The organism is Chlorobium sp., from assembly GCF_021740465.1.
Lineage (GTDB): Bacteria > Bacteroidota > Chlorobiia > Chlorobiales > Chlorobiaceae > Chlorobium.
Window position 1 is genome coordinate 141,348 of the sequence record NZ_JAIOZR010000002.1, and the last position, 24,984, is coordinate 166,331.

23 protein-coding genes, 1 tRNA gene and 1 pseudogene are annotated in these 24,984 nt (G+C 54.6%); 16 read left to right on the forward strand and 9 right to left on the reverse strand.

The window, feature by feature from the left end; all coding sequences use genetic code 11:
* Positions 1 to 3 precede the first annotated feature (3 nt).
* The 5 genes from K9G39_RS01695 to K9G39_RS01715 all read right to left on the reverse strand — a co-directional run bounded on the left by K9G39_RS01695 (position 4) and on the right by K9G39_RS01715 (position 5,099).
* The gene (locus K9G39_RS01695; RefSeq protein ID WP_292003188.1) at positions 4 to 549 is read right to left on the reverse strand and encodes a nitroreductase family protein; all 546 of its coding nucleotides are present in this window, start codon (positions 547 to 549) and stop codon (positions 4 to 6) included.
* Positions 533 to 1,144 carry a DUF1997 domain-containing protein gene (locus K9G39_RS01700; RefSeq protein WP_292003189.1) on the reverse strand — a complete coding sequence of 204 codons (612 nt, stop codon included), beginning with the start codon at positions 1,142 to 1,144 and terminating at the stop codon, positions 533 to 535. Before K9G39_RS01700 ends, K9G39_RS01695 begins: the two co-directional genes overlap by 17 nt.
* 164 nt (positions 1,145 to 1,308) lie before the next feature.
* A complete protein-coding gene (gene prfA / locus K9G39_RS01705) occupies positions 1,309 to 2,382 on the reverse strand; it encodes a peptide chain release factor 1 (RefSeq protein WP_292003190.1) in 1,074 nt (357 codons plus the stop codon).
* 38 nt (positions 2,383 to 2,420) lie between these two features.
* The gene (gene rseP, locus K9G39_RS01710; protein ID WP_292003191.1) at positions 2,421 to 3,782 is read right to left on the reverse strand and encodes an RIP metalloprotease RseP; all 1,362 of its coding nucleotides are present in this window, start codon (positions 3,780 to 3,782) and stop codon (positions 2,421 to 2,423) included.
* Positions 3,783 to 3,950: 168 nt separating this feature from the next.
* On the reverse strand, positions 3,951 to 5,099 hold the full coding sequence (locus K9G39_RS01715) for a 1-deoxy-D-xylulose-5-phosphate reductoisomerase (protein WP_292003192.1): 1,149 nt from the start codon (positions 5,097 to 5,099) through the stop codon (positions 3,951 to 3,953).
* A 159-nt stretch (positions 5,100 to 5,258) separates the two neighbouring features.
* Here K9G39_RS01715 and K9G39_RS01720 point away from each other — a divergent pair.
* Positions 5,259 to 5,332 (forward strand) — tRNA-Val (locus K9G39_RS01720).
* Positions 5,333 to 5,405: 73 nt separating this feature from the next.
* Here the strand turns inward: K9G39_RS01720 and K9G39_RS01725 are convergent.
* Positions 5,406 to 5,681 (reverse strand): acylphosphatase, encoded by a 276-nt coding sequence (locus K9G39_RS01725; RefSeq protein ID WP_292003193.1) that lies wholly within the window; start codon positions 5,679 to 5,681, stop codon positions 5,406 to 5,408.
* Between the two features lie 18 nt (positions 5,682 to 5,699).
* Positions 5,700 to 7,784 carry an ATP-dependent zinc metalloprotease FtsH gene (ftsH, locus tag K9G39_RS01730; RefSeq protein WP_292003194.1) on the reverse strand — a complete coding sequence of 695 codons (2,085 nt, stop codon included), beginning with the start codon at positions 7,782 to 7,784 and terminating at the stop codon, positions 5,700 to 5,702.
* Positions 7,785 to 8,055: 271 nt separating this feature from the next.
* Between ftsH and pyrF the strand changes: the two genes are divergently transcribed.
* From pyrF to K9G39_RS01755, 5 genes are all read left to right on the forward strand, one after another.
* Positions 8,056 to 8,883, forward strand: a complete 828-nt coding sequence (gene pyrF, locus K9G39_RS01735) for an orotidine-5'-phosphate decarboxylase (RefSeq protein WP_292003195.1) — start codon at positions 8,056 to 8,058, stop codon at positions 8,881 to 8,883.
* A 159-nt stretch (positions 8,884 to 9,042) separates the two neighbouring features.
* Positions 9,043 to 10,887 (forward strand): glutamine--fructose-6-phosphate transaminase (isomerizing), encoded by a 1,845-nt coding sequence (gene glmS, locus K9G39_RS01740; protein WP_292003196.1) that lies wholly within the window; start codon positions 9,043 to 9,045, stop codon positions 10,885 to 10,887.
* A 20-nt stretch (positions 10,888 to 10,907) separates the two neighbouring features.
* Complete coding sequence (locus K9G39_RS01745; protein WP_292003197.1) at positions 10,908 to 11,255, forward strand: hypothetical protein; 348 nt, start codon at positions 10,908 to 10,910, stop codon at positions 11,253 to 11,255.
* A 317-nt stretch (positions 11,256 to 11,572) separates the two neighbouring features.
* A complete protein-coding gene (locus K9G39_RS01750; RefSeq protein WP_292003198.1) occupies positions 11,573 to 12,514 on the forward strand; it encodes a TIGR01777 family oxidoreductase in 942 nt (313 codons plus the stop codon).
* 62 nt (positions 12,515 to 12,576) lie between these two features.
* A complete protein-coding gene (locus K9G39_RS01755) occupies positions 12,577 to 13,071 on the forward strand; it encodes a ferritin-like domain-containing protein (protein WP_292003199.1) in 495 nt (164 codons plus the stop codon).
* 80 nt (positions 13,072 to 13,151) lie between these two features.
* Here the strand turns inward: K9G39_RS01755 and K9G39_RS01760 are convergent, their stop codons facing one another.
* The gene (locus K9G39_RS01760; protein ID WP_292003200.1) at positions 13,152 to 13,424 is read right to left on the reverse strand and encodes an RNA-binding protein; all 273 of its coding nucleotides are present in this window, start codon (positions 13,422 to 13,424) and stop codon (positions 13,152 to 13,154) included.
* Positions 13,425 to 13,860: 436 nt separating this feature from the next.
* Between K9G39_RS01760 and K9G39_RS01765 the strand changes: the two genes are divergently transcribed.
* On the forward strand, positions 13,861 to 15,192 hold the full coding sequence (locus tag K9G39_RS01765) for an ammonium transporter (RefSeq protein ID WP_292003201.1): 1,332 nt from the start codon (positions 13,861 to 13,863) through the stop codon (positions 15,190 to 15,192).
* Between the two features lie 10 nt (positions 15,193 to 15,202).
* Positions 15,203 to 15,544: a P-II family nitrogen regulator gene (locus K9G39_RS01770; RefSeq protein ID WP_292003202.1), complete on the forward strand. Its 342-nt coding sequence runs from the start codon at positions 15,203 to 15,205 to the stop codon at positions 15,542 to 15,544.
* 89 nt (positions 15,545 to 15,633) lie between these two features.
* Here K9G39_RS01770 and K9G39_RS01775 read toward each other — a convergent pair whose 3' ends face one another.
* The gene (locus K9G39_RS01775; RefSeq protein ID WP_292003203.1) at positions 15,634 to 16,206 is read right to left on the reverse strand and encodes a hypothetical protein; all 573 of its coding nucleotides are present in this window, start codon (positions 16,204 to 16,206) and stop codon (positions 15,634 to 15,636) included.
* A 216-nt stretch (positions 16,207 to 16,422) separates the two neighbouring features.
* Between K9G39_RS01775 and K9G39_RS01780 the strand changes: the two genes are divergently transcribed.
* From K9G39_RS01780 to K9G39_RS01815, 8 genes and pseudogenes are all read left to right on the forward strand, one after another.
* On the forward strand, positions 16,423 to 17,148 hold the full coding sequence (locus tag K9G39_RS01780) for a segregation/condensation protein A (protein ID WP_292003204.1): 726 nt from the start codon (positions 16,423 to 16,425) through the stop codon (positions 17,146 to 17,148).
* 163 nt (positions 17,149 to 17,311) lie between these two features.
* The gene (locus K9G39_RS01785; protein WP_292003205.1) at positions 17,312 to 18,586 is read left to right on the forward strand and encodes a DUF1015 domain-containing protein; all 1,275 of its coding nucleotides are present in this window, start codon (positions 17,312 to 17,314) and stop codon (positions 18,584 to 18,586) included.
* A 2-nt stretch (positions 18,587 to 18,588) separates the two neighbouring features.
* Positions 18,589 to 19,026 (forward strand): tRNA (adenosine(37)-N6)-threonylcarbamoyltransferase complex ATPase subunit type 1 TsaE, encoded by a 438-nt coding sequence (gene tsaE / locus K9G39_RS01790; RefSeq protein WP_292003206.1) that lies wholly within the window; start codon positions 18,589 to 18,591, stop codon positions 19,024 to 19,026.
* A 7-nt stretch (positions 19,027 to 19,033) separates the two neighbouring features.
* Positions 19,034 to 19,714 carry a tRNA (adenosine(37)-N6)-threonylcarbamoyltransferase complex dimerization subunit type 1 TsaB gene (gene tsaB, locus K9G39_RS01795; RefSeq protein WP_292003207.1) on the forward strand — a complete coding sequence of 227 codons (681 nt, stop codon included), beginning with the start codon at positions 19,034 to 19,036 and terminating at the stop codon, positions 19,712 to 19,714.
* 72 nt (positions 19,715 to 19,786) lie between these two features.
* Entirely contained in the window at positions 19,787 to 20,182 is a 396-nt protein-coding gene (gene rsfS, locus K9G39_RS01800; protein WP_292003208.1) for a ribosome silencing factor, read from the forward strand.
* A gap of 117 nt (positions 20,183 to 20,299) precedes the next feature.
* Positions 20,300 to 22,789 (forward strand): DNA gyrase subunit A, encoded by a 2,490-nt coding sequence (gene gyrA / locus K9G39_RS01805; protein ID WP_292003209.1) that lies wholly within the window; start codon positions 20,300 to 20,302, stop codon positions 22,787 to 22,789.
* 5 nt (positions 22,790 to 22,794) lie between these two features.
* Positions 22,795 to 23,061: pseudogene (locus K9G39_RS01810) on the forward strand (CDGSH iron-sulfur domain-containing protein); the annotation flags it as partial.
* Between the two features lie 57 nt (positions 23,062 to 23,118).
* Positions 23,119 to 24,840 carry a CTP synthase gene (locus K9G39_RS01815; RefSeq protein WP_292003210.1) on the forward strand — a complete coding sequence of 574 codons (1,722 nt, stop codon included), beginning with the start codon at positions 23,119 to 23,121 and terminating at the stop codon, positions 24,838 to 24,840.
* The last annotated feature ends 144 nt before the right edge of the window (positions 24,841 to 24,984 follow it).

Consider the following 24,984-nt stretch of genomic DNA (forward strand, 5'->3'; position numbering starts at 1 on the left):
CCTTTACAGAAACACCGCAACCTCTTCGAGCGGTTTCCGGTTCTTCGGCACCGGCTGATAATCCACCGTGGCATAGCCGAGCGGCGTGAAGGCGAAGATCTCCTCGTCGTCCGTTAAACCGAGAGCGCCGTAAAGAATGTCGCGGTCGAAGGCGGCGATCCAGCAGCTGCCCACCCCTTCCCATGCCGCGGCAAGGATCATGTGGTCCATTGCGATGGCCAGATCGGTCTCCAGCGATGTATAGCCGTCCTTTGCCCGGTGCCATGCGCCGCTGCGTTTCCCTTTCACGACGAGCAGATGGGGTGCGCTCCGGATCCAGTCGCGCGAGTAACAGGAGTGGATTTTTTGGAGCATTCCGGGCGAGCTGACCACGATGAAGCTCCATGGCTGGAGGTTCTTTCCCGAGGGAGCGAGTCTTCCGGCATCGAGGATCCTTTTCATCACATCTTCCGGAACCGGATTGTTCTTCTCGAAGCTGCGAATGCTGCACCGCTCCGCCACCAGATCGTAAAAGCTCATCGGACGGTTTTCTTTATACGTGATGGACATGGCCGAAATCTTTTGCTATGCAGTGAAACATTCTGTTGGTCGCCGTCTGCATGATCATCGACATGCCGGCGTTGGTCATGACACGGATAATCTGTTCGGGTATGATGCGGAATGCCGGATAAAGCACGAAGCGTACATCGATTTTCAGGTCGAAATGCACCCTTGTCCTGTCGGTCTCCATGGGGCGCAAGTCCATGTCGGCAAAAGCCTTTCCTTCGAAGAGATAGTTTTTCGGGTCGTCGATCGGCAGTGAGGGAGGATGGTGGTGCCAGCGGATTTTCTTGCCGATCGTGTACAGGTGAATCATCTCCTCGGTCAGCTCTTCGGGATCGGTTCCTTCGAGATGCTCGGGCAGCTCCACCAGCAGCTCTTCGGACTGCTTGACATAAAAGATCACGTCGAAAGGGTTGTTCTGCGGATCGGTGACCCTGAAATGCCACCGGTAGATGTCCTCGTCGTCGGTCTTTTCGACCTTGTGGCAGAAGGGGTTGAAGCCGAGAATTTTTGCCTGGTCGGAGAGGTAGCTGACCGTCCGGTCGAACTCTCCGTGAAAAATCCATTCACCTCTGCTTTTGCCTGTGGCTTCCATTTCCATTACCGGTGCTCTCCCTCTGCGGCGCGCTATACGGCCGTTTTCCTGTCTGTAGTTGTTGCTGGCTGATTCATGCAGGGTGGGGACTCCCTGATTGGTAAATATAACGACAATAGCTTAATAATATATCCCGGTAAATTATTTCAGCGGTTTCCGGACGGTATTCGTCAGATCTGTTCCGCCTGCAGTCGTGCGGTCTGGTCGTGCAGCTTCAGGGCTTCGATGATGTCGCCAAGCTCCCCCTGCATGATCTGCGGCAGCGCATGGCTGGTGAAACCTATCCTGTGGTCGGTCACCCGCGACTGCGGATAGTTGTAGGTTCTGATTTTTGCGCTCCGGTCGCCGGTGGTCACCATAGATCGGCGCAGGTCGGCGCGTTGCTGCTGCTGCTCGGCAAGCTGGATGTCGTAAAGTTTGGTTCGCAGCATGGTCATGGCCCGCTCCTTGTTCTGCAGTTGCGAACGCTCCTCCTGGCATGCCGCCACAATGCCTGTTGGCAGATGGGTGATTCTGACGGCGGTCTCGACCTTGTTGACGTTCTGGCCGCCTTTGCCGCCGCTTCGGTAGGTATCGAAGCGCAGGTCGTCGCGGCGGATCTCCACATCGACCTCTTCGGCTTCAGGCAGTACCGCCACGCTGGCCGCCGAGGTATGGATCCGGCCCTGGGTTTCGGTGTCGGGCACCCGCTGTACCCGGTGAACTCCGCTTTCGTATTTCATGGTGGCGAACACGTCATGGCCGCTCACTTCGAGCGTCACCTCGCGGAACCCGCCGGGCACGGAACTTTCGGTATAGTCGAGTATAACGCATTTCCACCCCTGCCGGTCGGCATAGCGCTGGTACATCCGAAGGAGATCCGCTGCAAACAGTGCGGCTTCGTCCCCTCCCGTACCGGCCCGGATTTCGATGATCACGTTTCGTGCATCGGCTTCGTCTTTCGGAAGCAGGAGCACCTTCAGCTGCTGTTCGAGCAGGGGGAGCTGCTCCTGCAGCTCGCCGATATCCATCTGGACGAGTTCCCGCATCTGGGGGTCTTTTTCGCTGCCGAGTAGTTCACGCGACTCTTCGAGCTGCTTTCGGGCAAGGCTGTACCGGTCGAATGCGTGAACGATCTCGCGCAGGTCGCTGTACTCCTTGTTGAGTTTCCTGAAGCGGTTCTGGTCTGATGCAGCCGACGGATCGGCCAGCTGCTGTTCGAGATCGAGATGCTTTTCCTTGATGGCCTGCAGTTTGTCAAACATGGCTTTTTATTCTCCCGCCCTCTCTGCGGTTTTTCGGTTCAGGGGTTGATGATGTCGTTCAGGAGAATGTAGACGAAGAGCGTCAGAAGCAACGCCATGCCGATCTGCTGGATGCGCATTTTTACCTCGAACGGGATTTCGCGGCGGATGACTCCCTCGATGGCGTTCATCACGAACTGGCCGCCGTCAAGCGCCGGAACGGGCAGGATGTTGATGATGGCCAGCGATATGGAGAGCACGGCAAGAAAGTAGAGGAAGCTGAGTGGGCCCTGTTCGGCGCTGCGTCCGGCGATTTTTGCGATTTTCACCGGGCCGCCCAGCGATTTGCGGAAGTCTTCCTGTCCGGTGAAGATTCGTGCGAAGCCCTGTACGGTCATGACGCTCATTTTCCAGGTCTGCTGGGTGCCACTGGCGATCGACTCGAAAACGTTCAGGTTTATGCGTTCGGTCTTGAGTGTCTGGCGCAGTGCGATGCCTATTTTTCCCGCCGACGTCGGAACGACGTCGGTTACGACGGTATTGCCTGAAGCGAGAATTTCTTTCGGGTCGGTGGCTTTGCCGGGAACCGGTTCAAGGTATTTCCAGGTGATGGAGAGCGGTTTTCCTGCATGAGCGGAGATGATGGAAACCACCTCGCTCCAGTCCGAAACCGCTTTGCCGTCGATGGCCGTAATGAGTGCGCCGGGTTTGATACCGGCTTTTGCCGCCGGATCATTTGCCAGCACGTCGTCGATAACCGGAGGCATGACCGGCCGTATGCCGAGGGCCTGGTTTTCGTTAAGTTGCGAAAGGATGTTAACTGGCGCGGTGATGGTAACACGCCTGCCGTCGCGAAGCACGGTGTAGTTCAGAGACGGGGCGGCAAACGATGCGGGATCGAGCGCCTCTTCCCAGCTTTCTACTTCCCTGCCGTTGACCGCGGCAAGCCGGTCACCGGTTCGCATGCCCATGGAAGCGAAGACCGACCCCTGTTCGATATAGACCGGGTTGTCGACCGTGGTTCTCGATTCGCCGAGCACAAGGGTGACCCCGATGAAGATGGCGGCGGCAAGCACCAGGTTCATGAATACGCCACCGGCCAGCACGATCAGGCGCTGCCAGACCGGTTTCGCGCGAAACTCCCACGGCTCCGGTTTTGATGCCTGGTATGCGGTATCGAGGCTTTCGTCCACCATTCCGGCTATCTTCACGTACCCGCCGAGCGGGAACACCCCGACGCCGTACTCCGTTTCCCCGATTTTCTTTTTCCAGAGCCGGAGGTTGAAGAAGTCGAAACCGATATAGAATTTGTCGACCCTCATTCCGAAAAGCTTTGCCGTCAGAAAGTGCCCCAGTTCATGCACGGTGACCAGAATGAAGATGGCTACAATGAAAAAAAATGTGGTGTTCAGGACGTCCATAATCTATCAATCGTTTCTGGGTATCTCTGTTTATCTGTTCCTGAGCCCGATTGTTTCAGGCTTCTGGCGACAATAATCCGGAGATGCCGTTTTGTAAAGAAAAGGAGTGCCCCGCCTGTGCGGGGCACCAGGACATAATCATGTTTTACCGCTTATCGTTGACGGTTTCTAACCGATTATCTTTTTTGCGGTTTCGCGAGCCCAGCGGTCTGCCTGCAGGTATTCGTCGAGTTCTACAGGCAGGAATGCTTCGTGGGCCTGCATGGTTTTATCGACCGTTTCGGCGATGGCGGTAAAGCCGATTTTTTTATCGAGAAACGCCGCAACGGCGATTTCGTTGGCGGCATTCAGCACGGCAGGATAAGTTCGTCCCGCCTTGAGGGCGTCAAATGCCAGGCGCAGCGCGGGGAAGCGTTCCATATCGGGCTCCTCGAAGGTCAGGGTGCCGATTTTTGCCAGATCGAGCCTGCCGATGCCCGTTTCGCATCGTTCCGGCCATGCCAGCGCATAGGCGATCGGCGCACGCATGTCCGGTACGCCCATCTGTGCTATCACACACCCGTCGATATACTCGACCATAGAGTGGATGATGCTCTGCGGATGCACAACCACGCCGATTTTTTCGGCCGGCATATTGAAGAGCCAGTGCGCCTCGATAACCTCGAGCCCCTTGTTCATGAGCGTTGCCGAATCGATGGTGATTTTTGCGCCCATCGTCCACTGCGGATGCTTGAGAGCCTGTTCAGGACCGGCAAGCTTCAGCTCTTCGGCAGGGGTTTTGCGGAACGGGCCGCCTGACGCCGTCAGGATGATTCGTTCGATATCCTCGGTTCTGTGACCGGCAAGAGACTGGAAGATCGCCGAGTGCTCGCTGTCGACAGGCAGCAGCTGGACGTTGTGCTTTTTGACCAGGTCGGAGACAAGCTGCCCGGCAACGACAAGGGTCTCCTTGTTGGCCAGAGCGATATGCTTGCCGGCCTTGATGGCGCTGACCGTCGGCACCAGCCCGGCTGCGCCGACAATAGCCGAAACAACCATATCCGAGCCCTCGGCAGCGGCAACGGTTGCCGCGCCCTCTATACCGTGGAAGATTTCCGGTTTGTGTTCTCCGAGGAGATCGCGGAGCTTCGCGACTGAAGCTGCATCCCGTACCGAAACCACCTCTGGCCTGAATTCATTGATCTGTTCGGCCAGAAGGCCTACATCATGGCCTTCCGCAAGACCGGTAATCGTGAACTTTTCAGGGTGCTGTCTTACAACATCGATAGTGCTGAGTCCGATTGAGCCGGTACTGCCGAGGATTGATAATGATTTCATGGTTTTTTTTAAAATGTTGCCGGGTTTTCGGTTACAATGCAGGCCTGAATTTATGCTTTTTCATAAAGGCTTACAAATCGGGCAGGGTTTGGCATGACGAAGGTACCGGTTTTCTTTTTGCATTGAAAAAAAAATATCGTATAATAGTGGCCCTCAAGCGGGTTCCTAGCTCAGCTGGTTAGAGCGACTGGTTTACACCCAGTAGGTCGGGGGTTCGAATCCCTCGGGACCCACGAGTACATTTCAGAAAAGGCAGGCCAGTACCTGCCTTTTTCCGTTTCGTGACGATCCTCTTCCATTCCGATTTCAGAAAATAACCGAGAAGCCTTCCGGCGGACTGCCGGGCCGGAGTTCCGTTTTTTTGATTCCTCGAACCTGCGCTCTCGACGGGCCGGTTCCCGCACGTTTTATCAGCTCTTCGATCAGCGGTTCCTCTCCTTCGGCTTCAATTTCAACGGTTCCGTTGGCGATGTTTTTCACCCAGCCCGCAAGATGCAGCTCTTTTGCCGTACGTTCGATGAACATTCTGAATCCTACCCCCTGCACAAGCCCGGAAACGACAAGATGTACTTTTCTGATCATCACAATATCGGCCAGCTCTCAGTTTTCAGGTTGCTGGCGGTTTTCCCGGAGACGGGCTACAGCAGCTTCAAGTTCCAGTCGTTCACTTTCGCTTATGCCGTTTGTTTCCTGCTCCTCTTCTGATTCATGAACGACTCCGTTGCCGCTGCAGTCCGTGTGCAGATGGGAGGGGTAACTGCCCTCTGGCCTTTTGCCGAGGATCTCCTCGATCTGGCAGTACTGCAGCATCTCTTTGGCGAGCAGCTCTTTGGCAAGGGTTTCAAGCTTGTCTCGGTTGGTTGTGAGCAGATCGGTTACGGCCTGACGGGCCTGCTCGACAATGGCATTGACCTCGCTGTCGATCAGCTGGGCGGTCTCCTCGCTGTATTTCCGGTCGATGCCGGGGCCTCCGGAATAGGGGTTGTTGCTTTCGTAGTAGGAGAGGTTGCCGACCCGTTCGCTCATGCCGTATACCAGTACCATGTTGTAGGCTATACCGGTGATTTTTTCAAGGTCGTTCTGGGCGCCGGTCGAGATTTCGTTGAAGATGATCTGTTCGGCGATGCGTCCTCCGAGCAGGCCGCAGATTCGCGCCAGGAGCTCGCTCTTCGTCATGAGGTAACGGTCCTCGAGAGGAATGTTCATGGTATAGCCCAGTGCGCTCATGCCTCGTGGCACGATAGAGATTTTCTGTACGGGATCGTTTTCGGGCATCATCCAGCTTACGATGGCGTGGCCGGCCTCGTGGTAGGCCACGATCTGCCGTTCTCGAGGATTGATGACCTTGTTTTTCTTTTCAAGTCCAGCCACCACCCGTTCGATGGCATCTTCGAAGTCTTTCATTTCGATGCTCTGCTTCTCGCGACGCGAAGCGAGCAGGGCCGCTTCGTTGGCGGCATTGGCTATTTCCGCACCGGCGAATCCCGGAGTTTGCGAAGCGAGGGCTTTCAGGTTCACGTCGGGCGAGAGCGACAGGTTCTTGGTATGCACCTTGAAAATGTCGATGCGGCCTTTCAGATCAGGTTTGTCGACCATGATCTGACGGTCGAAGCGGCCCGGGCGCAGCAGCGCAGAATCGAGCACGTCGGGACGGTTGGTTGCCGCCATGAGGATGACTCCCTTGTCGGTTGCAAAGCCGTCCATCTCCACCAGCAGCTGGTTGAGCGTATTCTCGCGTTCGTCGTTTGCTCCCATCATGGCGCCTTTGCCCCTGCTGCGTCCGACAGCGTCGATCTCGTCGATAAAGATAATGCAGGGAGCTTTTTCCTTGGCCTGACGGAACAGATCGCGTACCCTGGCGGCACCGACACCCACGAACATTTCTACAAAGTCGGAGCCGCTGATACTGAAGAAGGGCACTTCGGCCTCTCCGGCGACGGCTTTTGCCAGAAGGGTCTTTCCTGTGCCCGGAGGACCTACCAGCAGGACGCCCTTGGGCAGCTTGCCCCCGAGTTTCGTATACTTTTTCGGGTCCTTGAGAAAATCGACGACCTCCATGACCTCGGCTTTCGCCTCGTCAAGGCCTGCCACATCCTTGAATGTGATGCGGGAGTGTTCATCGAGGTTTTCGTAGAGGGCAGCCTTGTTTTTGCTGATGTTCATGAACTGCGAACCCGGGCCACCCATGCGGCGGAAAACGAAGAAGTAGATGCCGATCAGAAGGGCGAAGGGCAGTATCCACTGCAGAAGTTCACCAAGCCACGTGTTGCTCGGCATGCCCTGATATTTTATTCCCTTGCTTTCAAGCAGTTCGACCAGCTGTTCGTCGCGTACCGGAGTGACAAACAGTTCGCCGGACTTGTCCGATGAGCGGGGCAGGAGCATTTCCGGCCCTTCTTTGGCAGGTTCGGGAGCGGGGACGGCGCTTTTCGCGTCGGGTTTCAGTTTGATGTAGATTCTCTCGGGAGAGATTCTTACCGATTCAAGCTTGTTCTCTGCAATGTATTTGCGGAAGGTGCTGTATGGGACTTCCACCGATGAGCCTGACCAGAAAAAAGCGAGCTGGATGCCTATCAGCAGCAAAATCACCATCACATAGTACATTATGGAGAATTTGGGACGTCGTTCGTTGTTTTCCGGTTCGTTTCTGTATGGATTTGAAGGTTTGAACAGGTTCTTTGCCATTAATCGTCAATCATGGTTATAATAAACAGAGCTCGATGTGATACAGCCGTATCGGATTATTTCGTCAGGCAATTTACGGGATTCTTCCATTTAATGAAGCATACCGTAAAAAACATATTGATATATTACCCGAACGAACAATGTTCATCAGGGGCTATAAGTTTCAGGTGCTTCCGATACGGGGTACGAAGCCGCTCCGATTTCCTTGCGGGAATGGACAAAACAGATAAGGAAACCATTTTTTTCATGTGAAGCAAACGGAGAGGGTTAAATGAGTGCTGTGCGTCAGAAAGCAAACCTGAGGATATCGTCAACGAAGTCTCTCCTGTGTGTCGGTCTCGACAGCGATCCCGAAAAAATTCCTGAAGTGTTCTCCCGTATGGCCGATCCGGTGCAGGCATTCAACCGTTCCGTAATCAGGGCCACCAGGGAGTCCGCTGTAGCCTATAAAATCAATACGGCTTTTTATGAGGCCCGCGGTATTCCGGGGCTTCGCGATATGGAGCATACCCTTGGGGAGATTCCTTCCGAGTGCATGACCATTGCCGACGCCAAGAGGGCAGATATCGGCAATACCAGCAGAAAATACGCCCAGGCTTTTTTCGACCACTGGCCATTCGATGCCATCACGGTGGCTCCGTATATGGGTTTCGACTCTCTCGAACCGTTTTTTTCCTATACCGGAAAGCTTGTTTTTGTACTCTGTCTGACTTCGAACGGCGGTTCCCGCGATTTTGAGGAACAGCGGCTGCACAATGGCAGGCCGCTTTACGAAGCCGTACTTGAGAAGGTTAACCTGTGGCAGCAGGAGGGCAATGCCGGCGTGGTGGTCGGCGCCACCAAAAGCGGTCTGCTCGGCGAACTGCGCCGTCGCGCTCCCGGTCTTTTCTTTCTTATACCCGGTGTCGGCGCCCAGGGCGGTTCGCTCGAGGACGCCGTGCGTGAAGGCGTCGACGCAGACGGAGAGAGTGCCGTTATCAATGTCAGCCGAAGCCTCATCTATCCGGACGGATCCTTTGCTTCAACTGAAGAGTATGAAACCGCGGTTGCCCTCGAGGCGCGAAGGTTGCATGATGCCATGAAAAAGGTACTGCAGTAAATCCGGAGGATCGTGACCTCCGTTTTTTCATCGGATGATAAGGATTGCGTATTCTTTATATTGTTTATATTTAGTTTTTACATTTTTTCTTTCATCCCGTATCCATGACCGCTTGGCGGAAAGGCCCGGGCTGTCTTATAGTCTTTAAACGGAATCGTTATGTGCGGAATTGTTGGTTATATCGGTAAAAGAGAGGCTTCTCCGCTGCTGTTGAACGGGTTGCGGCGTCTGGAGTACCGGGGTTATGATTCGGCAGGCATTGCCGTGCTCAACGGTGAACTATCGGTCGTCAAACAGAAGGGAAGTGTAGGAGATCTTGAAAACGCGCTGCAGAAAAGCGGCGATCTGCTCAGTGGGGCGACGGTGGGTATTGCGCATACCCGGTGGGCGACCCATGGCGATCCCAGCGACCGCAACGCCCATCCCCATCTCAACAATGCCGGCGATATAGCGCTGATCCATAACGGGATTATCGAAAATCATGCGGCACTTCGCCTTGAATTGACCTCTCACGGTTACACCTTCAACAGCGCTACCGATACGGAGGTGCTGGTGCATCTGATCGACCGCATGTGGAAGGATGAACCTTCGCTGAGCCTCGAGGGCGCGGTGCGCCGGGCGTTGCGGCATGTCGAAGGGGCATACGGCCTCTGCGTGATTTCGTCCCGTGAACCGGGAACGCTTGTCGTTGCCCGCAAGGGAAGTCCGCTGGTACTGGGGCTTGGTGACGGCGAGTATTTTGTTGCTTCCGATGCGGCTCCCATTGTCGAGCATACCCGCAAGGTTGTTTACCTCGGTGACGGGGAGATGGCGGTCGTAACGGCGGACGGCTATACGGTCAAGACCGTCGAGAACATCGAGACCGAGAAGCTTATCACCGAACTCGATTTCGAGCTTGGCGAGATAGAAAAGGGCGGATTCGAGCATTTCATGCTCAAGGAGATATTCGAGCAGCCCGATGTCATGCACGATGTCATGAGGGGCCGCGTGCGTCTTGAGGAAGGCCGGGTAAGGCTTGGCGGAATCGAGGATTATCTCGACCGCCTCAAGCAGGCCAAGCGCATTGTGATCTGTGCCTGCGGTACCAGCTGGCATGCAGGTCTTATCGGTGAGTACCTTATCGAGGAGTTCGCCCGCATTCCTGTGGAAGTCGATTATGCGTCCGAGTTCCGGTACCGAAATCCAATTGTCGGCACTGATGACGTTGTCATCGTCATTTCCCAGTCGGGAGAAACCGCCGACACGCTTGCGGCGCTTCGCGCTGCGAAGGAGAAAGGCGCCCTCGTCATGGGAATCTGCAACGTTGTGGGTTCAACCATCGCCCGCGAGACCCTTTGCGGCATGTATACCCATGCGGGTCCGGAAGTCGGTGTTGCATCGACCAAGGCCTTTACCGCCCAGGTGATCGTGCTTTATATGCTGGCCCTCGCCCTGAGCAAGGGACGTACCATTTCGCATGACGAGATCGCCCTGAACCTGAAGGAGCTAACGCGCGTACCTGAAAAAGCCGCCCGGATTCTTGAACTCGACAGCCAGATCAAATCGATCGCCGAAATCTTCAAGGATGCAAAAAACTTTTTGTACCTCGGCCGCGGCTATAATTTTCCTGTCGCGCTCGAAGGTGCCCTGAAGCTCAAGGAGATATCCTATATCCATGCCGAAGGCTATCCCGCTGCTGAGATGAAGCATGGCCCGATCGCGCTGATTGATGAGGACATGCCGGTAATTTTCATTGCCACGAGGGACAGCACCTATACCAAGATTCTCAGCAATATCGAAGAGGTACGAAGCCGCAAAGGCCGGGTTATAGCCATCGCCAATGACGGGGATCAGGAAATCAGCAGGCTGGCCGAACATGTCATCTACATTCCGCAGGCAACCGGGCCGATCATGCCGCTTCTGACGGTTATTCCGCTGCAGCTGCTCGCCTACCATATCGCGACGCTCAGGGGGTGCAACGTAGACCGTCCCCGCAATCTTGCCAAATCGGTTACGGTGGAATAGCCTGAAAAAGGAGCAAATGCATGGATATGCACCATGACGCCCGTTTTGCGGGGGTACTTTCCGATCTGGATCGCATTGCCCGGGAACTGGTCGATACGGGCCGTCTGGCTCCCATTGCCGGAACCTTGGGGAGTGGCGTGGTCATCGAATTCGGCATGTATGGAGAGGGTAAAAATGCGGAACCGGCCATTCTCATCAACATCACCTCACAGGAAGAGTTCGACGGTGACGAAAGCCTGCTTGATGACTTCGAGGATTATGTGATCAGCCGACTCGAGGTCGCTTCGCGGGACTGGTCGCTGGAAGTTACCGACCTCCTGGGAGACGACCGGCCGGTTGTGCTGCTTATTAATGGAGAAGAGTATTAGGGGTTCCTTTAAAAAGTTATTACGCATCCAGATTGCTGCGTTGGTCGGTGCTCGAAATCCTCATGTACTACTTGTACATTCCGGTTTCCGTGCTCCGTCTGCCTTGCCCTTTGATCGCTCATCACACTTTTCAGATATGTTTTTATGTTTATGCCCGCCTCTCCGCCGCCCCCCTGAAATCCGCATATTTTTTTCCTCTTATGCCCGCTTTTCCTGTCCGTGACGGGAATTATTACCGGTAATTGACAGTTCAGAAAGGTTTTAAGGCCAGTCTACACCTTCGTCAATGACGGATGTCACAAAACCCTAATCTTGTTATGGAAGGTCATATTGTCATTACCGGAGCAACCGGGGTAATTGGCGCCGAGCTTGCCCGCCGTCTGATCGCACGGGGGGAAAAGGTTATTCTGCTTGTCCGGTCCACCGCTTCTGCAAAGGAGAAGGTTCCCGGAGCGGCAGCTTATCTGCACTGGGATGCCGGCCTGGCCTCTGGCGACTGGGTTGCCGCCGTTGACGGAGCCAGAGCGATCATTCATCTTGCCGGAAAACCGCTGCTTGAAGCCCGCTGGACCGAGGAGCACAAAAAGGAGTGCTACGATTCGCGGATCGGGAGCACGAAACACATGGTTGCGGCTATTGCCCTGGCGAAGCGGAAACCGGAAGTGTTCATTTCGGCTTCGGCTATCGGTTATTACGGTTCGTTCGAACAGTGTTCCGATACGGTCGAACTCGACGAGTCGAGCCCCGGTGGAGGCGACTTTCTTGCGGAAATCTGCATTGACTGGGAAAAAGCTGCTATTCCGGCTGCGGAATACGGTGTTCGCCTTGTTCTGCTTCGTACCGGAATTGTACTTTCCACGAAAGGAGGCATGCTGCAGAAAATGATCACCCCCTTCAGCTTCTTTCTCGGCGGGCCGGTCGGTTCCGGTCGCCAGTGTCTCTCCTGGATACATCTCGATGATGAAGTTAATTGCATTCTTGCCATCCTCGACGACTCCCGTTATGAGGGCGTCGTCAATGCTGTAGCTCCGGTGCCGGCGACCATGAACGATTTTGCGCGCGAGCTTGGCCATGTGATGGGTCGTCCTTCGCTGCTTCCGGTCCCGAAAATTGCCGTGCAGCTCCTGATGGGCGAGGGCGCCGATTATGCCGTCAAAGGCCAGCGGGTTGTGCCCCGGGCTCTTGAACACAACGGCTTCGTGTTTCGGTACCCCGATCTCGGCCCCGCACTCGGAGATCTTGTTTCAAATGGCAAGTAACAGGCTTTTTCATCGGGTCATGATGGAGCGCTCAACAAAAACAACAGAGTAAGGAGAATATTATGGGAACAAGTGGACGTGCGATTGTAGGGGAACATCTGCCCCGCGTACTTGAACTGCTCAACAAGGCGTTTGCCGATGAATGGCTGGCATACTACCAGTACTGGCTGGGTTCCAAGGTGGTGCAGGGCCCGATGAAAGATGCGGTTATTGCCGAGCTTCTGCAGCACGCCGCCGACGAGCTGCGCCATGCCGACATGGTGACTACGAGGATTATCCAGCTCGGGGGCACGCCTGTCACCAATCCGCGGGAATGGTTCACCTGGACCAACTGCGGCTACGATGCTCCGGACGATCCGTTCGTGAAAAAAATTCTCGAGCAGAACATTGCCGGAGAGCAGTGCGCAATCAATGTCTATAACAGTATTATTCAGGAGATAGGCATGAAGGACCCGGTGACCTACAATCTTGCGGTCCAGATCCTGCAGGATGAAGTGGAGCACGAAGAGGATCTGCAGTCGCTTCTCGAGGATGTCGGCATTATCCTCGGCAGGTAAATTTTTCCGATTGTGCAAAAAAAAATAGCCGGGCAGTTAAAAACTGTCCGGCTTCCCGTAAAAACCCTCTGAAGGATAGATCAATAACGGTCTCTTCTTGCCGGGCGCTCTTCGCGGGGCCTGGCCTCATTGACCTTTATGGTGCGGCCTTTAAGATCCTTGTCGTTCATGGATTCGATAGCTTCGCGAGCTTCGCTGTCATTCGGCATGTCAACAAACCCAAACCCTTTCGAGCGGCCTGAAAACTTGTCGGTAATGATGTTAGCGCTGTCTACCTGTCCGAACTGGGAAAATACATCACGCAGATCGTCTTCGGTAACGGAGTAGGGTAAATTGCCAATGTAGATATTCATTGTTAGTCTCAGTAAACATGTGCATTGATAGGAAAGAAACGCAGACAAACAACCAAGGCACAAATTATTTGAACGCGATCAGCCAACCATTGGCTAATTAATGCCTCAATTTACCGCAATTAGCAATGGTTTTCAAAAATAAAAAAGCAGGCAATATGCGGAAATTCGAGTATTATCAGGTAAAACCGGCATTTGTTCTGTTTTTTCTGTGAAAAAAAACGCACTCTTTTCCTTTTTCCTGTCAGTTTTTTTCTTCTTTCCGCTCGCTCACCATCCTCTTTTTCCTCTTTTTTCGGGTTTCACTGTTTCGGAATGCTCGTTTTCTACTTTTTTGTTATAAAATTCGCCGGATTCTTGTTTAGGGTTTAAATATTTACTACTATCATGTAGCAAAGTTTAAATATTAAGGTCTCAAGAATTTCTAAACCATCAGGTTATGATGAAAAAGTTTTCGTATCCATTGCTGCTGCTTGCTGCAGCAATGATGTCAAGCGGCACCGCATGGGGGGCTGAAGAGGTTGTCACCGACAGCGGTACCACCTCATGGATGCTTACCTCCACTGCGCTGGTTCTGCTCATGGTTCCGGGTCTGGCCATGTTCTACGGTGGTCTGGTGCGCACCAAAAACGTCATCGGCACGATGATGCACAGTTTCGCCGCCATGGTCATCATCGGCGTGCTCTGGCCAACCCTCGGCTATGCGCTCAGTTTCGGCCCCGGCATTCTCGGCGGTTTTATCGGCTGGGACAGCAAATATTTTCTGCTGCAGGGCATCGATGATACTATCATGTCCACCCAGATTCCCGAATATGTCTTCGCCATGTTCCAGGGCAAGTTCGCCATCATCACTCCCGCGCTGATTGCCGGCGCCTTTGCCGAACGGGTGAACTTCAAGGGCTACGCCCTCTTCATCGCCCTCTGGAGTCTTATTGTCTACAGCCCCATCTGCCACTGGGTATGGGCTGCCGACGGCTTTCTTTTCAACCTCGGTGCCATGGGTGCCATCGACTTTGCCGGCGGTACCGTCGTGCACATCTCCTCGGGTGTTACGGCTCTGGTCGCTGCGCTCTATCTGGGAGGACGCAGAGGCTATCCGAGAAACGTCATGCATCCCAACAACCTGGTGATGACCCTCATGGGAGCAGGCCTGCTCTGGGTCGGATGGTTCGGATTCAACGCCGGCAGCGCTATTGCCAGCAACCTTGCGACGGCGCGCGCTCTCACAGTTACCCAGATGGCCGCAGCTGCGGGCGCGTTTACCTGGATGGTTATCGAAATGGTGCAGCACGGCAAGGCGACCAGTCTCGGCGTTGCATCGGGTATTCTTGCCGGTCTTGTAGCCATCACTCCGGCTGCAGGCGTGGTGCAGCCTTCCGGAGCGCTTGCTCTCGGAGCGCTTGCCGCCGTGTTCTGCTATCTGGCCATCCTGCTCAAGAACAAACTCGGTTATGACGACAGCCTCGACGCCTTCGGCATACACGGAGTAGGCGGTATTGTCGGCGCTCTTGCCCTGACCTTCTTCATCCGTCCTTCGTGGATGGCCGACGCCGCTGCAAAAGTTGGCGGAAGCTGGACCGTCTGGCAGCAGTTCGGCGTACAGGCGACTGCAGTCGGCGTCACCATCGCCTATGCCGCCGTCGTGTCGCTTATTCTGCTCTTTGTGATCGAAAAGACCATCGGCCTGCGCATCAGCGAAGACGAGGAGATGTCGGGTCTCGACCACAGCATGCACGGTGAGCAGGGATACGGCCTTATTAACTTAAACTGAGTTTTTTACGATGAAACTGATTACAGCGATCATTCAGCCGGACAGGCTCGACCATGTGCGTGAGGCCCTGATACAGGCTGATATAACCAGGATAACCGTAAGTCGTGTAACCGGACATGGACGGCAGGAGGATATCGAGATCTACAGGGGCCAGAAAATTGCGCCGAACCTTATTCCCAAGATCCGCCTCGATATCGCCGTCAATGATGAGTTTGTCGATATCACCGTCGATACGATCATCGAGACGGCGCGCCACGGGGTCGGAGAGGTAGGTGACGGCAAGATATTCATCACACCTCTTGAAGAGTGCATCAGGATCCGTACCCGCGAGAAAGGCGGTAAGGCTATCTGACAAGCAGGGAGTGCTAAAATACAAAGAGAAGGCTGCCCCGACGGGTGGCCTTCTCTTTGTATTTTAGGGTTATACCGGGGGCTGCGGTTTCAGTTTGCAGGGATCGGCGGAGGTACGGCCGCTACGGGTTGTTTCCATGACGGATAGTAGATGTTCAGCCACTTTTCGGCGGTCACGTCGCCGAGCCTTGCCGCTTCCCTGAAATCCTCGATACGTCCGAAATTGTCGCCGGTGCGGCTTTTGGCTATGCCCCGGTGAAAGTATGCGGCGGCCATTTTTCGGTCGAGTGCGATCGTTCCGCTGAAATCCGCAATGGCTCCGAAAAAGTCGCCGGACATGTTTTTCGCTATTCCCCTGTTGTAGTAGCCAACGGCCTGAAAGTATGGTTCGCCGAAAGCGATAACCATTGAAAAATCATTGATGGCCTTTTCGAAAACCTTCATCCTCTGCCATGCGGCGCCTCTCATCTGATAGGCCATGGCGAATCCGGGGTTTTTCTCGATAGCTTTGGAATAGTCCTTTATGGCGGCTTTCAGGTCCCCCTGGAGGTGTTTTTCGTATCCCCTGTCGAAATAGTCATTTTCCTCGCCGGCAAATGCGGGGATTGTGAAAATGGACAACAGAAGCATAACGATGGGGAACACCGGGGCACTTTTTTTCATAGTCATCTTCAAAAAAAAGGTCATAGGTGCAAAAGAGTGCTTCATCCCGGCTGCGGGATCGATGTAAACGCACTATAGCAATGCTTTTCATGGGGTTTAAAGTTTCCGGCGCCGGGTTCCTCCTATAGTAAGACTTCAGCGGGTTATTTTTACGTAATCAGGCGTTTTTTTTTCTATCTTGCTACAATTAACAGTATAACTGTTCCCCGTACGTCAATGTTCAGGATCACTCTTGAAGAATTTGAAGGGCCGCTCGATCTCCTGTTATTCTTTATCAGGCGTGATGAACTTGATATCTATAATATTCCCATTTCGAAAATCACCGCCGATTTTATTTCCTACATCAGCAGCATGCGATCCATGAACCTCGAGATCGCTGCAGAATTTATCTATATGGCGTCGATGCTGATGAGCATCAAGGCGAAAATGCTGCTTCCCCGCCCCTCATTGGATGGCGGAGATGCAGATGAGTTCGATCCCCGTGCCGAACTCGTGCAGAAGCTTCTGGAGTACCGGCAGATTAAAGAGGCGTCGGAAAAACTCGGGGAACTGGCTGCCGTCAGGGCACGGCTTTTTGCGAAAGGGTTTTCCGAATCGTTTGACCCGAACGTTATCGACGAGCTTGACCTGGAGATACATCGCCCTACGCTCTATCATCTTATAACTGCATATCGCTCGGTACTGGAAAACATTCCCAAACCCATGACCCGCAATGTCACGGAAGCGCCGGTAACGGTCGAGGAGCAGAGCGCGTTGATCCTGGCACGGCTCAGGGAACGGGTGCAGGTATCGTTCCGTACGGTGATGGAGGGAGTATCGGAGAGCATTATACTGGTCGTAACCTTTCTGGCAGTGCTCGAGCTTTGCCGCAACCGGAAAATTCTGGTTATCGTCAAGGATGGTTATGATGATTTCTGGATATCGGCACGGGACGTCGCGTAAGGGATGCCTGTCGTCGCCGGAAGCTGGAAACAACGGATGACCGGTCTGACGGATTCAGGTATGTGGGTACACCGGGAACCATCCCGCTTTTTTTATCTTACGGGTCAGGAGCCTCAGGGCTTTGTCGGAAATAGAATAGAAAGAATAGTATAAATCAAACCTTATGCCGGAAATCCAGCCCTTCAGGGCGATACGCTACAATCCCGAAACTGCGGGAGACGCAGCAAAACTGATCTGCCCGCCCTACGACGTCATTGCGCCTTCGATGCAGGAAGAACTCTACGGCAGCTCTCCGTACAACGCCATCCGCCTGGAACTGCCGATGGAGGCCGATCCCTACGGGGCTGCTGCGGAGCGGCTCGAAGAGTGGTTGCGCTCTGACGTGCTTGTTCGGGAGGAGGAGCCAGCCATCTACCCCTACAGCCAGACCTTCACCGATCTGGAGGGAAATACCCATACCCGGTGCGGTTTTTTTGCCGCGATGCGGCTGCACGAGTTTGCCGAAAAGAAGGTGCTGCCGCACGAAAGAACCCTTTCCGGCCCCAAGGCCGACCGGCTGAATTTGTTCAGGAAAACCCGTACCAACATCAGCTCGATTTTCGGACTCTATGCCGATGAGGAGGCCGTGGCCGACCGCCTCGTCGCAGGCTATGCCGAAACCCGGGAGCCGCTGTTCGATGCCGTGTTCCAGGGCGTGCGCAACCGGCTGTGGCGTATCGTCGATCCGGAGCTTGTAGAGGGGATTCAGCAGGCGCTGGCCCAAAAGAGCGTCTATATCGCCGACGGCCATCACCGGTACGAAACCGGCCTCAACTACCTCAGGGAGCGTGCACAAGCCAATCCGGAGCATACCGGAAACGAACCGTACAATTTTATTCTTGTATATCTGAACAATATTTATGATAAAGGACTGGTGGTTTTTCCCATACACCGTCTGGTGCACAGCCTGGAGAATTTCGACGCTTCACGGCTCCGAGAGCTGCTCGAAGAGCAATTTGCCGTAACGGATCTCGACGGAAGAGCGGAACTGAAGGCATATCTCGAAGCCGCCTCGTCGAGTTATGCCTACGGAGTGGTCACCACGGATTACGTTCTGGGAATTACGCTGAAGGGCGACCCTGCAGAGCTGATCGACGGAGCCATAGCTCCGGCACTGCGCCGCCTCGGGCTTGTGGTGTTGCATGAGGTGGTGCTTGCCCGTCTGCTCGGCATCGGCCAGGAGGCCATGGCAAAGCAGAGCAATCTGGTGTATGTGAAGGACGACGGCGAGGTGTTCGATGCGGTTGCATCCGGCAGGGTACAGGCGGGTTTTGTCGTCAAGCCGGTTACGGTACAGCAGGTACTTGCCGTTTCGGAGTCCGGAGGAGTGATGCCGCAGAAATCGACCTTTTTTTATCCGAAAATCATGACCGGACTGGTTTTCAATCCGCTCGACTGAACATGGCCCTGACCGAAGAGTTTTTTTCCCGTTCCGCTGAACAGACCCGTGAATATGCACGACAGTTCGCTTCCACGCTGCAGCCCGGTGACAGGATATGCCTGAAAGGTCAGCTCGGAGCGGGGAAAACCGAGTTCATGAAGGGTATTGCCGAGTGCTTCAACTGCGAGGGAGAGCTTTCGAGCCCCACCTTTTCCCTCTTCAATATCTATCACGGCTTTTTACGGGGGAAACCGGTCGATCTGCACCATTTCGATCTGTACCGGATTGAACGGGAGGAGGAGCTCGATGCGATCGGATTCGAGGAGTATCTGTTCGGGCCGCATATCGCCGTGGTGGAGTGGGGCGACCGGTTCGAGAGCCTTCGGTCGTGTTATACCACTACGGTCTGTCTGCTGTATGGCGGTGGAGACTCGCGGAGAATAGTCATAACCCGATAGACTGCCGATGAATATTCTGGCTATAGAGTGCACCCATGTTTCGCTCAGTGCCGCAGTCATGAGCGGAGGCGAGGTAACCCTGCTTTCCGGCGGCGAGTGGAACCGGGCGGCCGAGTCAATTCTGCCGCTCGTGCAGCAGGCCCTCGAAAACAGCCATACCGCCAGGGGGCAGCTTGATGCGGTTGCAATTTCTTCGGGACCTGGCTCGTTTACCGCTTTGCGCATCGGGATGTCGGCAGCCAAAGGTCTTGCCTACGGTCTCGGCATTCCACTTGTTCCGGTTCCAACCCTGCCGGCCATGGCGGTCGCTGCACTGCACTTTACCTTCGCGGAGGTTATCGTTCCGGTGGTTCCGTCACGCAGGGGCGAGTATTACTATTGCTGTTACCGGCGCACTCGCCTTGAAGAGGGCTTTACAGAGGATGAAATCGCAAGGGGGTCCATGGATGAGGTGCTTCGGGCGGCCGGCGCGACGAACTGCGAAGCTGTGGTTACGGCGCGCCGGACCGATAATTTTCCAGTTCCGGAAGAGGGTGCGGCGGCAGGTTTTCTCGATGCGGCTTTTTTCTCGGCAGCTTCGCTGTTTCCCGAAGCATCGAGGCTTTTCGGGCTCGGCTCTGCGTTATCACCGGCAGAGGCGTTTCTCGATTACCGGCAAATGTTTGTGCCGGGAGGAAGAAAAGAATGAATCATTACTATTTTAAAGGAAATGGCTGTGAGGCTGTTTTATTTACCATTGATTGAAATATAACGGAGGTTTATGAGCAATTCTGAGCATGATGAAAAACGCAGTGACCTGCATCCGGAAGAGGTAGCCTACAGTGGGCTTCTGGCCAGAAGGGCTGCAGAGCTTGCTCTTGAAAAAAAGTGCGAGCAGGTCAGGATTCTCGACCTGAAAGGGTTGACATCGGTTACGGATTATTTTGTTATTGTCACGGCGGACTCCGAGAGGAAGGCCAAAGCTGCAGCCGAGCATATTATCGAGGAACTGAAGGCGGACGATGAGAGGCCGATGCATGTGGAGGGTATGGATTCCATGCACTGGATACTGCTTGATTACGTTGATGTCGTGGTTCATATTTTCATGCCCGACGAGCGGAGCTTCTACGATCTCGAGTCGCTCTGGTCGGATGCGCCGGTTACCACGGTGAATTGATTCTTTCTCTTCAGCCCGCAGGTGCTCCGCCATCACCCCCGTTTTAAGATGTTGGCGGGATTTTATACATTACGCCCTTAAGCGGTTTACTATTAATTTATTACACGGAAAAAACCTATGCAGCGCGAAAGGATATTGCCGATCAGTATTGAAGAGGAAATGCGGGATTCCTATCTCGATTATTCCATGTCGGTTATCGTCAGCCGCGCGCTTCCGGATGTTCGCGACGGCCTGAAGCCGGTGCACCGGAGAGTGCTTTTCGGTATGCATGAACTCGGTCTCCAGGCGGGAAAACCGCACAAAAAATCGGCACGTATCGTCGGTGAAGTGCTCGGTAAATTCCATCCCCATGGAGACAGTGCTGTGTATGACAGTCTTGTGCGTCTGGTGCAGGATTTTTCGCTGCGCTATCCTCTCATCGACGGTCAGGGCAACTTCGGCTCCATCGACGGCGACTCCCCTGCCGCCATGCGTTATACCGAGGTTCGGATGAAGCCCATCGCCGGCGAAATGCTCAAGGACCTCGACAAGGAGACTGTCGATTTTTCCCTGAATTTCGACGATTCGCTCGAAGAGCCAACCGTGCTTCCTTCGGCAATCCCCAACCTTCTGGTTAACGGAGCTTCAGGTATTGCCGTCGGTATGGCAACCAACATTCCCCCACAGAATCTTCGCGAGGTTGTTGACGGCATCATCGCCGTGATCGAAAACCCCGAAATCGAGATCGCGGACATCATGAAGCATGTTATCGCTCCCGATTTTCCGACAGGGGGCATCATCTACGGCTACGAAGGGGTTCGCCAGGCTTACCTGACCGGACGGGGCAAGGTGGTGATTCGCGCAAGGGCGCTCGTCGAGGTGACCCAGAAGAACGGCCGTGAGTCCATTATCGTTACCGAACTCCCCTATCAGGTCAACAAGGTTCGCCTGATCGAGAAAATCGTCGAGCTGGTTCACGACAAGAAGCTCGAAGGCATAGCCGATATCCGCGACGAGTCCGACCGCGACGGCATGCGGCTTGTGATCGAGCTGAAGCGCGATGCGGTGGCCAAGGTTGTGCTGAACAACCTCTACAAGCATACCCCCATGCAGGAGACCTTCGGGGTGATCATGCTTGCCCTTGTGGACGGTGTACCGAGGGTGCTCAATCTCAAGGAGATGATGCACTACTATATCAAGCACCGGAACGAAATCGTGCTGCGCCGTACAAAGTACGACCTTACCGCGGCCGAAAAACGGGCCCATATTCTCGAGGGACTGAAAATCTGTCTCGACAACCTTGACGAGGTTATCACCACCATCCGCGAGTCGCCCGATACCTCCACGGCCCAGGACAGGCTCATGCAGCGATTCGGGCTTTCCGAGGTACAGTCAAAGGCCATTCTCGAAATGCGCCTGCAGCGCCTGACCGGCATGGAGCGCCAGAAAATCGATACCGAGTACAAGGAGACGCTTGTCGTCATCGACGAGCTGCGTTCCATTCTTGCCAGCCCCGAAAAGCAGTTGCAGATTATCCGCGACGAGCTGATGAGGGTTCGGGAGGTATACGGTGACGAACGCCGGACCGAGATTGTGCCCCAGGAGGGCGATTTCTCCATCGAGGACATGATCGCCCAGGAGGACGTGGTTATCACCATTACCCACGACGGATTCATCAAACGTTTTCCTGTTTCCGGATACCGTCGCCAGGCAAGGGGGGGCAAGGGGGTTACAGGCGCACAGGCCAAGCACGATGATTTTATTGAACACATGTTCATCGCCTCGACGCACAACTACATTCTTTTCTTTACCAATACCGGGCGGTGCTACTGGCTCAAGGTTTACGAAATTCCCGAAGCCGGCAGGGCCGCACGCGGACGTTCTCTGGCCAACATCATGGAACTGCGGTCCGGAGAGCAGATCAAGGCCTACATCAATATCCGAAACTTCGACGATCCGGGTTATATCGTGATGGCTACGACCAGGGGCATCGTAAAGAAAACCGCACTCGATGATTTCTCGAACCCCCGCAGGACCGGTATTGCCGCCATCACCATCGAAGAGGGTGATGAGCTGCTCGACGCACGTCTGACCGACGGCGATCATCAGATCATCCTGGCCAAAAGTTCTGCTTACGCGGTGCGCTTCCCTGAAAGCGAAATACGTACCATGGGCAGAACCGCAATGGGCGTCAAGGGTATCACTCTCGACAAGGACGAGAAATGTATTTCGATGGTCACCACCAAGCGCACCGATATGGCGCTGCTTGCCGTTACCGACAACGGATTCGGCAAACGCAGCCGTGTCGAGGACTATCGTCTCACCAAGCGTGGCGCCCGCGGGGTGATAACCCTCAAGGCGCATGAAAAGATCGGCGCGCTGGTCGGCCTTATCGACGTCAACGACGATGACGATCTCATCATCATCACCGCCCACGGTATCGTGAACCGCCAGCATGTATCGGATGTCAGGATGACCGGACGCAACACCTCCGGCGTCAGGCTGATCCGCCTTATGGCCGGCGACAAGATTTCCGCGCTTGCGCGGGTTCCGAAGAGCGACGAGGAGGATGTAGACGATACGGATTCGATTATCGAGGATGCCGACGGGCAGATCGATCTTTTTTAAACAGCGGAGAGATTCGGCAGAACACCCGGAAAGGGAGGGAGGTTAACATGGAACCCAACAGACCGTTTATCGTTAAAGAGCAGCCGGGTACAAAATATTACTGCGCCTGCTCCAAATCGCAGAACAGGCCCTGGTGCGACGGTTCGCACAAAGGCAGCGGCCTGCAACCCTACAAAGTTGAAATCGAGGTCGAAAAGAACGTCGCCATCTGCAATTGCGCTCTTTCGGCCAACATGCCTTTCTGCGACGGTGCTCACAAAAGTCTCAGGTAAGCGGCGGGTTCCGGGAAGCCGGTACCGATTTTTTACTAAACAACGAGAGAGAAACTTATGGCGCGACCGAAAAATGTGAAGCATATATTTGTTACCGGAGGGGTGATTTCTTCACTTGGAAAAGGCATACTGTCTGCTTCGCTGGGGCTTCTGCTGAAATCCAGGGGCCTTCGTGTAGCCATTCAGAAATACGATCCCTATATCAACGTCGATCCGGGCACCATGTCCCCATACCAGCATGGCGAGGTTTACGTTACCGACGACGGAGCCGAAACCGATCTCGATCTTGGTCATTACGAGCGTTTTCTCGACGAATCTACCTCCCAGTCCTCGAACCTCACCATGGGACGGGTCTACAAATCGGTCATCGACAAGGAGCGCCGGGGTGAATACCTCGGTGCGACGGTTCAGGTTGTTCCTCATGTGATCGACGAAATCAAGGACCGTATGGCGGAGCTCGCAAAAAACGGCAACCTCGACGTGCTCATCACCGAAATCGGCGGCACGATAGGCGATATCGAATCCCTTCCGTTTCTCGAGGCCATGCGCCAGATGAAGCTTGAAATGGGAGAGCGCAACCTGCTGAACATTCACCTCACCTTCGTGCCCTACATCAAGGCGGCAAGCGAGCTGAAAACCAAACCTACACAGCACAGCGTGAAAATGCTGCTCGAAACCGGCATCCAGCCGGACATTCTGGTCTGCCGGAGCGAAAAGCCGCTTTCGCGGGAGATCAAGAACAAGGTGGGTCATTTCTGCAACGTCAACGATCTCGACGTTATCGGGCTCAACGACTGCGATACCATTTACGAAGTGCCCCTCATGCTGCTTCATGAAAAGCTCGATCTGCGGGTGATGAAGAAGCTCGGGCTGAAGAAATTCAGGGAGCCGGACCTCAGCTACTGGCGGGAGTTCTGCAACAAGGTGAGCCATCCTCAGGATGGTGAGGTCACCATCGGCATCTGCGGCAAGTATACCGAGTATCCCGACGCCTACAAATCCATTATCGAATCCTTCGTCCACGCCGGAGCGAGCAATAACGTAAGGGTGAACATCCGCCTGCTCAAGGCCGAGGACGCCGAGGGGAAAAGCTTCGATTTCGAAAAGGAGCTCGAAGGGGTCAACGGCATTCTCGTGGCGCCCGGCTTCGGCGACCGGGGCATCGAAGGCAAGATCCAGTACATCCGTTTTGCCAGGGAGAGGAACATCCCCTTCTTCGGTATCTGCCTCGGCATGCAGTGCGCCACCATCGAGTTTGCCCGCAACGTCTGCGGCCTGCACGAGGCCAACTCCACCGAATTCAACAAGCGCACCCGCTTTCCGGTCATCGACCTCATGGAGCACCAGAAGAAGATCAAGGAGAAAGGGGGCACCATGCGCCTGGGGAGCTATCCCTGCATTCTCAGGGACAGCTCGAGAGCCCACGCCGTCTATCAGAAGTTTCTCATCAACGAGCGGCACCGGCACCGGTACGAATTCAACAATACCTTCCGCAAGCCCTTCGAGGACAACGGCATGATCTTTTCCGGAACATCTCCGAACGGCGAGCTTGTCGAGATTATAGAGCTCAGGGACCACCGCTGGTTTGTCGGCGTGCAGTTCCATCCGGAGCTGAAATCACGGGTGCAGAGGGTGCATCCGCTCTTTCACGGCTTTGTGGCTGCGGCCAAGGCGTATCGCCAGGGAGAGCGGCAGATGGAGCTACCGGTAGACCAGCCGGCTGTCAGTGCGCCCGATATGGCCTCGTTCGAGCCTGCCGAAAGCGGGATAGAGCTCTGAACGGTCATTTTTCCCGAATTTTTTGGAGGAAAAGGGAAAAAGGATTTGGAAGTGTGGGAGAGGGGTGATACATTAGGAGCCCGTTGAGGAATGAGACAAAACGACTCGACGGTAAAACGCCCGAAAGGGTTATGTTATTTGACG

What these genes read in the sequence shown, in the direction of transcription:
- K9G39_RS01695 (WP_292003188.1), bottom strand. Translation starts at nt 549, where the DNA reads ATGTCCATCACGTATAAAGAAAACCGTCCGATGAGCTTTTACGATCTG.
- K9G39_RS01700 (WP_292003189.1), bottom strand. Translation starts at nt 1,144, where the DNA reads ATGGAAATGGAAGCCACAGGCAAAAGCAGAGGTGAATGGATTTTTCAC.
- prfA (WP_292003190.1), bottom strand. Translation starts at nt 2,382, where the DNA reads ATGTTTGACAAACTGCAGGCCATCAAGGAAAAGCATCTCGATCTCGAA.
- rseP (WP_292003191.1), bottom strand. Translation starts at nt 3,782, where the DNA reads ATGGACGTCCTGAACACCACATTTTTTTTCATTGTAGCCATCTTCATT.
- K9G39_RS01715 (WP_292003192.1), bottom strand. Translation starts at nt 5,099, where the DNA reads ATGAAATCATTATCAATCCTCGGCAGTACCGGCTCAATCGGACTCAGC.
- K9G39_RS01725 (WP_292003193.1), bottom strand. Translation starts at nt 5,681, where the DNA reads ATGATCAGAAAAGTACATCTTGTCGTTTCCGGGCTTGTGCAGGGGGTA.
- ftsH (WP_292003194.1), bottom strand. Translation starts at nt 7,784, where the DNA reads ATGGCAAAGAACCTGTTCAAACCTTCAAATCCATACAGAAACGAACCG.
- pyrF (WP_292003195.1), top strand. Translation starts at nt 8,056, where the DNA reads ATGAGTGCTGTGCGTCAGAAAGCAAACCTGAGGATATCGTCAACGAAG.
- glmS (WP_292003196.1), top strand. Translation starts at nt 9,043, where the DNA reads ATGTGCGGAATTGTTGGTTATATCGGTAAAAGAGAGGCTTCTCCGCTG.
- K9G39_RS01745 (WP_292003197.1), top strand. Translation starts at nt 10,908, where the DNA reads ATGGATATGCACCATGACGCCCGTTTTGCGGGGGTACTTTCCGATCTG.
- K9G39_RS01750 (WP_292003198.1), top strand. Translation starts at nt 11,573, where the DNA reads ATGGAAGGTCATATTGTCATTACCGGAGCAACCGGGGTAATTGGCGCC.
- K9G39_RS01755 (WP_292003199.1), top strand. Translation starts at nt 12,577, where the DNA reads ATGGGAACAAGTGGACGTGCGATTGTAGGGGAACATCTGCCCCGCGTA.
- K9G39_RS01760 (WP_292003200.1), bottom strand. Translation starts at nt 13,424, where the DNA reads ATGAATATCTACATTGGCAATTTACCCTACTCCGTTACCGAAGACGAT.
- K9G39_RS01765 (WP_292003201.1), top strand. Translation starts at nt 13,861, where the DNA reads ATGATGAAAAAGTTTTCGTATCCATTGCTGCTGCTTGCTGCAGCAATG.
- K9G39_RS01770 (WP_292003202.1), top strand. Translation starts at nt 15,203, where the DNA reads ATGAAACTGATTACAGCGATCATTCAGCCGGACAGGCTCGACCATGTG.
- K9G39_RS01775 (WP_292003203.1), bottom strand. Translation starts at nt 16,206, where the DNA reads ATGAAAAAAAGTGCCCCGGTGTTCCCCATCGTTATGCTTCTGTTGTCC.
- K9G39_RS01780 (WP_292003204.1), top strand. Translation starts at nt 16,423, where the DNA reads ATGTTCAGGATCACTCTTGAAGAATTTGAAGGGCCGCTCGATCTCCTG.
- K9G39_RS01785 (WP_292003205.1), top strand. Translation starts at nt 17,312, where the DNA reads ATGCCGGAAATCCAGCCCTTCAGGGCGATACGCTACAATCCCGAAACT.
- tsaE (WP_292003206.1), top strand. Translation starts at nt 18,589, where the DNA reads ATGGCCCTGACCGAAGAGTTTTTTTCCCGTTCCGCTGAACAGACCCGT.
- tsaB (WP_292003207.1), top strand. Translation starts at nt 19,034, where the DNA reads ATGAATATTCTGGCTATAGAGTGCACCCATGTTTCGCTCAGTGCCGCA.
- rsfS (WP_292003208.1), top strand. Translation starts at nt 19,787, where the DNA reads ATGAGCAATTCTGAGCATGATGAAAAACGCAGTGACCTGCATCCGGAA.
- gyrA (WP_292003209.1), top strand. Translation starts at nt 20,300, where the DNA reads ATGCAGCGCGAAAGGATATTGCCGATCAGTATTGAAGAGGAAATGCGG.
- K9G39_RS01815 (WP_292003210.1), top strand. Translation starts at nt 23,119, where the DNA reads ATGGCGCGACCGAAAAATGTGAAGCATATATTTGTTACCGGAGGGGTG.